Origin of the sequence: Microbacterium sp. K41, from assembly GCF_004794395.1 — a bacterium.
GTDB lineage: Bacteria > Actinomycetota > Actinomycetes > Actinomycetales > Microbacteriaceae > Microbacterium > Microbacterium sufflavum.
This window is the reverse complement of the sequence record NZ_SSDO01000290.1, coordinates 1-6,914: the sequence shown is the minus strand read 5'-3', so window position 1 is coordinate 6,914 and position 6,914 is coordinate 1. Positions and strand designations below refer to the sequence as shown.

Sequence of the window (6,914 nt, the reverse complement as noted above, 5' to 3'; positions counted from 1 at the left end):
GCAGGCCCGGCGACCCGCACCCCGAGGCCCTCGAGCCGAGCGCGGTCGTCGTCGCCGAGCGGCGCGTCCACCGGCACCACGGTGATGTCGCCGACGACGGGCCCGAGCAGTCCGACCAGGTGCTCCGCGCGCGGGGCGGGGCCGAGGATCGCGATCGGACGACCGGCGTGCTCGTGGCCGTCGCAGAACGGGCAGGTGAACGCCTTCAGCCCCCACAGTGGCGCGAGCCCCGGCACCGCGGGGAGGTCGTCGGCCACGCCGGTCGCGAGCACCACGCGTCGTCCGCGTTCGACCGATCCGTCGGCGAGCGTCACGCGGAAGCCCTCCGTGGCGGAACCCTCGATGCGCTGCGCCGCGGTGTCGCGCACGGTCACCGTGTCGTAGGCGGTGAGCTCCCGCCGGGCGCGGGCGCGCAGCTCCGCCGGGGGTGTGCCGTCCTCGCCGATCATGTTGTGCATGTGCTGCACCGTCCCGTTGCGGTACTCGCCCGAATCGAGCAGCAGCGCCGAGCGGTGCATGCGTCCGAGGGTCAGGGCCGCCTGGAGCCCGGCCGGTCCCGCCCCGATCACGATCGCGTCGTGCATGGTGTCGTCCTCTCTTCTTGCCTTCCTCGCCAGTGTGTGACTTCATGTCAACATGAAGTCAAGCGACAGCCACCCCTGGTCCGTCGGCGAGGTCGCCGCCCGCTTCGACCTGCCCACCCACGTGCTGCGGCACTGGGAATCGGTCGGGTTGCTCCGCCCGCCGCGTGATGCGGCAGGTCGGCGACGCTACGGCGAGGACGAGGTCGTGCGGATCGCCGTGATCCAGCGCAGCAAGGCGGCCGGCATGAGCCTCGAGCAGATCGCCGTGCTGCTCGACGACGGCAGCGCGGGCCGGCACCAGGTGCTGCAGCAGCACCTCGACGACCTCGACCGGCGCATGGAGGAGATGCGGCGCTCGCGGGAGATGACCGAGCACGCGATGGGCTGCCGTGCGCACGACATCGCGACGTGCCCGCGCTTCCGCGCGAGCGTCGCCGACGTGCTCGCGCGCCTCTGATTCCCCCCGGGGGGTACCCGGCCGATGCATAGGATGCTCTGCGTAAACTCGGAGCCGTGCCCCTCGCCCCCAGAATCCCTCCGATTCGCCGCGGCCGCACCTCCCACCCCCGGCATGCCCGCCGAGCGGTCGGAGCCGCGTTCGCCGCGGTGCTCGCCGTCGGCCTGACCGCGTGCGCCCCCGACGCCGTCAGCGAATCCTTCCTGAGCGGGGAGAACACCGGCTACGTCGCCGCGGACGGCGCGATCGTCGAGATCCCGGTCGCCGAACGTGGCGAACCCGTCGAGTTCGGCGGGGTCACCGAGACCGGTGACGACTTCGACAGCGCCGACGTCGCCGGCGACGTCACCGTCGTCAACTTCTGGTACGCCGGGTGCGCCCCGTGCCGCCTCGAAGCGGCCGATCTGGAGAGCGTCTGGAAGGAGTACGAGGACCAGGGCGTGTCCTTCATCGGCGTCAACACGCGCGACCAGGCCGACACGGCCACCGCGTTCGCGGAGGAGTACGGCGTCACGTACCCGAGCCTGATCGACGTCGACACCGCGGAGGCCAAGCTCGCGTTCGCGGAGGCCGTGCCGATCTCGGCCACCCCGACCACCCTCGTGCTCGACAAGCAGGGCCGCGTGGCCGCGAAGATCATCGGGCCGATCGACGGGACCTCCGTGCTCTCCACGCTCGTCAAGGACGCCCTCGCGGAGGACTCGTGACCCGCGCGGAGGCGCCGTGAACCCCGACGTCATCATCGGCTCCGGCGCCCTCTGGCTCGCGCTGCCCGTGGCGATGCTCGCCGGGCTCGTGTCGTTCGTGTCGCCGTGCGTGCTCCCGCTCGTCCCCGGCTACCTCGGATTCCTGGGCGGAGCGGTCGCCCCGCGGGGCTCGGCCGACGGCACGACGCAGACCGCGACCCGCAGTCGCCTCGTGCTGGGCGTGCTGCTGTTCATCCTCGGCTTCACGGTCGTGTTCATCCTCTTCACGGTGCTCGGCGGCACGGCGGGCGCGTTCCTGCTGCGCTGGGGCGACCTCATCACGCGCATCCTCGGCGTCGTGATCATCGCGATGGGGCTGGTGTTCCTCGGCCTGTTCGGCTTCGCGCAGCGCGAGTTCCGCTTCCACGTCGACTCCAAGGCCGGGATCATCGGCGCCCCGCTGCTGGGTGTCGCGCTCGGCATCGGCTGGGCGCCGTGCATGGGGCCGACGCTCGCCGCGATCCTGGCGCTGTCGTTCAACGCCGGCGACCCGGTGCGCGCCGGCTTCCTCGGCCTGGCGTACTCCCTCGGCCTCGGCATCCCGTTCCTGCTGGTCGCCCTCGGCTTCGGCTGGGCGACCAGGGCGATCGGCTTCCTGCGCCGCCACGTGCGCATCGTGAACATCGTGGGCGGCGTCATGCTCATCCTGCTCGGCGTGCTGATGGTCACCGGGCTGTGGACCGACATCATGTCCCGGCTGACGGCGGTGATCGGCAGTGTCATCCTCCCGCTCTGACCGCGCAGAGCACACCACCACGAAGAACAAGGGTGCCGTGAACAGCGACTCCAGCGATCCGCTCCGTCCGTCCGACCACGTCGACGGCGACGACTCGATCACCCAGCCGCGGCTCGGGGTCGTCGGCTGGCTGCGGTGGGGCTGGCGTCAGCTGACGTCGATGCGCACCGCGCTGATCCTGCTGCTCGTGCTCGCGATCGCCGCCATCCCCGGCTCGATCTTCCCCCAGCGCATGGCCGACCCGAACGGCGTCACGCAGTGGGAACGCGACAACCCCGACCTGTTCCCGATCCTCGACGGCCTGAAGCTGTTCGACGTCTACCTGTCGCCGTGGTTCTCCGCCATCTACCTGCTGCTGTTCACGTCGCTCGTGGGCTGCGTGATCCCGCGCATCAAGCACCACGCGAAGGCGCTGCGTGCGCGTCCGCCGCGGACTCCCGCCCGGCTCCAGCGCCTGGAGGACCACCGGTCGGTCACGCGCGACCCGGTCGCCGGCTCCGGCACGGGCACCGGTGACGCGGAGGCGGAGGCGGCCGCCGCGATCGATGTCGCGACGACGCAGCTCAAGGCGCTCGGCTACCGCGTGGAGCGCTACGACCGCGGCCGCACGTTCTCGGTGTCGGCCGAGCGCGGGTACTGGCGCGAGACCGGGAACCTGCTGTTCCACCTGGCTCTGGTCGGCGTGCTCGTGACGATCGGCGTCGGCGGCGGTTTCGCGTACACCGGGCAGCGGGTGCTGGTGGAGGGGGAGACGTTCGCGAACACCCTGCTCGACTACGACTCCATGAACCGCGGCCGCTTCGTGACCGACGACGCGTTCGCGCCCTACTCGATGCGCCTCGACTCGTTCGACGTGACGTACCAGCCGTTCGGCGAGCCCGGCTCGGGTCAGGCGGGGAACTTCTCGGCCAACATGACCATCCTCGAGAACGGCGAGGAGCGCGAGGGCTCCGTCAAGGTGAACGAGCCGCTGGGCGTCGCCGACGACGACGTGTTCCTGCTCGGCAACGGCTATGCGCCGACCGTCACCGTGCGCGACCCCGAGGGCACGGTCGTGTTCACGGGCAGCACCCCGTTCCTCCCGCAGGACACGAACATGACCTCGCTCGGGGTGCTCAAGGTGCCGGACGGCCTCGCCGAGCAGGTGGGCCTCGTCGGCTTCTTCTACCCGACGACGGGTGTGCTCGACTCCGGTGCGTTCTTCTCCGGCTACCCCGACCTGACCAACCCCACCCTCACGCTCGACGTGTACACGGGCGACCTCGGCATCAACGACGGGGTGCCCCGCTCGGTGTACGTGCTCGACACCTCCGACATGACCAAGCTCACGGGGCGCTCGACCGACGTCGAGTCGATCGAGCTCGCGCCGGGCGAGACCGCGGAGCTGCCGAACGGGCTCGGCTCGGTCACCTTCGAGGACGAGTCGCCGGAGGGCGCGACCGATGCCTCCCAGTCGGTGAAGCGCTTCGCCTCCCTGCAGATCCACCGCGACGAATCCGGCGTGTTCGTGCTGGGCTTCGCCATCCTCGCGCTGGCCGGGCTCATGCTCGCGCTGTTCGTGCCGCGACGGCGCGTGTGGGTCAAGGCCACGGCCGCCGACGGCGCGGTGGAGCTGGAGTACGCGGCGATCGCCCGCGGCGAGGACCCGACGCTCGCGCGGGCCGTGGACGACATCCGCGACGGTCACGCCCGACTGCTCGACGCCGCGGGCGGCACCGTCGCCCGCACCCCCGACGACGCGGAGGCCGAGACCGCGTCCGCGGAAACCGCACCCCCGGCCGCCGACACCACGAAAGTAGACTGACACCATGCTCGAGCTCACCGTGATCTCGCCTGTCCTGCTGTGGACCGCGATCGCGATCTATGCGGCCGCCTTCGTGGCGTACGCCTTCGATCTCGCGCGCCGCTCCCAGGCCTCCGCCGACGCCGTCTCCGTGCGGGAGGGCGAACTGGTCGCGGCGGGCGGCGTCCGTGGCGCGGCATCTCCCGCGACCGGTGTCCCGGCCGCGACCACGGCGCCGCAGCGCTTCGTGATGGCGCGCATCGGCACGTCGCTCACGGTGCTCGGGTTCGTGTTCCACCTCGCGGCCACCGTGACCCGCAGCATCGCCGCCGGCCGGGTGCCGTGGGCCAACCTGTACGAGTTCGCGATGGTCGGCACGCTGCTCATCATCGCGGTGTACCTCGTGGTGCTCACGCGCCTCGATCTGCGCTTCCTCGGCACGTTCATCACGGGGCTCGTGGTGGTGCTCCTCGGGCTGGGGGCGACGAACTTCTACGTCGAGGTCTCGCCGCTGATGGACCCGCTCAAGAGCGTGTGGCTCATCATCCACGTGTTCGTGGCGTCGCTGGCGACCGCGTTCTTCGCGCTGGCGTTCGCGCTGTCGGTGATCCAGCTGATGCAGTCCCGCCGCGAGCGTCTGCTCGGCGAGGGAGCCGCCAAGACGGGACCGGGCTTCCTGCGCACGTTCCCGACCGCGGAGCGCCTGGAGAGCCTGGCGTACATGTTCTCGATCATCGGCTTCATCCTGTGGACGTTCACCCTCATCGCCGGGTCGATCTGGGCGTACTACGCGTGGAGCCGCTTCTGGGGCTTCGACGTGAAGGAGACCTGGACGTTCGTGATCTGGGTGCTCTACGCGGGCTACATCCACGCGCGGGCGACGCGCGGGTGGCGCGGCAACCCCTCGGCGTGGCTGTCGATCGTCGGCTTCACCGCGGTGATCTTCAACTTCACGATCGTCAACGTGTTCTTCAAGGGCCTGCACGCCTACTCCGGCCTGAGCTGATCCGCTGCCCCCGGGCAACGCCAGGTCTCAGCCGCCGAGCGGCAGGACCTCGGCGTGCTCGATGCCGCGGTCGTACCAGACCAGTTCGGCCTCGGTGATGGTCTCGGTGACAGCGGGCTCGAAGACGCGGGACTCGGCCTCGGCGAATCGTCTCCACTCGGCCGGGTCGAGAGTCTTGCCGTAGATCACCGAAAGGTGGAAGGTCCAGTCCTCCAGCGGCAGCTCGCCCAGCCGGCGGAAGTCCGTCTCGTCCAGCGCGGTCGTCAGGGTCGAGTACGCCGAGACGAGTGACGCGGTGCGGGCGAGACGCACGATCAGGATCTGCCATGGAGCGGAGAACTCGTCCGTGGCCTCGGCTCTGACCTCGATCGGAGTCTGCTGCGACGCCCAGGTGCGGATCAGCGCGGCGAGCTCGTCGCGCCGATCGGGCTCGGCGAATCCACGCAGGGTGACGTGACCGGTGTGCGGGCGCCGGATCGGGGCGCCGAGGCGAGCGAGTGACGCGTCCTGGACGTTCCGATAGGTCTCGGCGACCGCGGCGGCGGGGCGCAGCACGACGTACTGCTGCCCTTCCAGGCCGGCGAGCTGTTCGGGGGTGTCCATGAACGGTCGACGCATGGCAGGAGCCTAGGGGAGTCAGGCGGGGGCGAGGACCGCGGTCGCCGTGGTGGTGCGGCGGACCGCGACCACCACGGTCGTGGCGACGAGCGACAGCACGCCCCACACGATGAGCGCGGCCACCGCCGGGCCGCTCGCGGAGACCAGGCCCGTGAACGCGGGAGCGGTCGGCAGGGCGGCACCGATCGCGGCGAGCCAGCCGGGCACGGTCGAGATGAGGCCGGTCGCGACCGCGAGCACACCCACGAGCGCGGCGATCCAGCGCCCGATCCCGCCGAACACGGCCACGAGCGCCTGGTTCACGGCGGCGAACGCGACCCCGGCGAGCACGGCCGTGCCGGCGAAGGCCCACCACTGGGCGGCGTCGTAGCTCGCCACGGTCTGCACGATGAGCGACACCAGCAGGCCCTGCGCGGCGCCGATGGCCGCGGCGGGCCAGAACCCGCGCAGGGCCAGGGCCGCGGAGGAGCGGCGGGAGGTGAGGGTGCGGGCGGTGTGGGCGCGCAGCACCAGGAACGACGCCAGGCCGCCGAACCACAGCACGACCGCGGTGAGCAGCGGGATCGCGGTCGGGCCGAAGATCGCGTTCTCCGGGGCGTCCGCCGCGACCGGGTCGGCGATCACCGACGCGAGCGAGGTGGACTCGTCGTCGCTGAACGAGGGGAGCGAGTCGGCCGCGGTGCGCAGGCCGCCCGCGAGATCGCCCGTGCCCGTGGCGAGCGTGTCGAGGCCGGCGACGAGCTCGGTGGAACCCTCCGCGAGCTGGTTCGCGCCGTCCGTGAGCTGGGTCGCGCCGGTCGCCAGAGCCCGTGCCCCGGCCGCCGAGGGGCCGATGCCCTCGCTGGCGAGCTGGGTCAGGCCGTCCGCGAGCTGGGTCGCCCCGGTCCCGGCCTGCCCCATGCTCGATGCGAGGGTGCCGAGGGTGCCGGGGAGCGCCGCCACGCCGCCCGACACCTCCGGGCTGGTGAGGATGCCCGCCGCGGT

The 6,914-nt window shown here is 71.7% G+C and carries 7 protein-coding genes and 1 pseudogene; 5 read left to right on the top strand and 3 right to left on the bottom strand.

Annotated elements, in window-relative coordinates; genetic code table 11:
• A partial coding sequence (locus DW309_RS08475; protein WP_136045122.1) for an NAD(P)/FAD-dependent oxidoreductase occupies positions 1-584 on the bottom strand: 584 nt, incomplete at its 3' end.
• A 52-nt stretch (positions 585-636) separates the two neighbouring features.
• On the opposite strand from DW309_RS08475, the gene DW309_RS08470 reads away from it, so the two are divergent.
• From DW309_RS08470 to ccsB, 5 genes are read left to right on the top strand one after another with little or no spacing between them, the layout of a single operon-like run.
• On the top strand, positions 637-1,041 hold the full coding sequence (locus DW309_RS08470; RefSeq protein WP_136029742.1) for a MerR family transcriptional regulator: 405 nt from the start codon (positions 637-639) through the stop codon (positions 1,039-1,041).
• A gap of 56 nt (positions 1,042-1,097) precedes the next feature.
• The gene (locus DW309_RS08465; protein ID WP_136029744.1) at positions 1,098-1,748 is read left to right on the top strand and encodes a TlpA family protein disulfide reductase; all 651 of its coding nucleotides are present in this window, start codon (positions 1,098-1,100) and stop codon (positions 1,746-1,748) included.
• Positions 1,749-1,764: 16 nt separating this feature from the next.
• Entirely contained in the window at positions 1,765-2,523 is a 759-nt protein-coding gene (locus DW309_RS08460; RefSeq protein ID WP_136029746.1) for a cytochrome c biogenesis CcdA family protein, read from the top strand.
• A gap of 37 nt (positions 2,524-2,560) precedes the next feature.
• On the top strand, positions 2,561-4,327 hold the full coding sequence (resB, locus tag DW309_RS08455) for a cytochrome c biogenesis protein ResB (protein ID WP_136045121.1): 1,767 nt from the start codon (positions 2,561-2,563) through the stop codon (positions 4,325-4,327).
• Positions 4,328-4,331: 4 nt separating this feature from the next.
• Complete coding sequence (ccsB, locus tag DW309_RS08450) at positions 4,332-5,312, top strand: c-type cytochrome biogenesis protein CcsB (RefSeq protein ID WP_136045120.1); 981 nt, start codon at positions 4,332-4,334, stop codon at positions 5,310-5,312.
• A gap of 27 nt (positions 5,313-5,339) precedes the next feature.
• On the opposite strand, the gene DW309_RS08445 is transcribed toward ccsB, so the two are convergent.
• On the bottom strand, positions 5,340-5,930 hold the full coding sequence (locus DW309_RS08445) for a 2'-5' RNA ligase family protein (RefSeq protein WP_240753163.1): 591 nt from the start codon (positions 5,928-5,930) through the stop codon (positions 5,340-5,342).
• Positions 5,931-5,948: 18 nt separating this feature from the next.
• A pseudogene (locus DW309_RS08440) lies at positions 5,949-6,914 on the bottom strand (hypothetical protein); the annotation flags it as partial.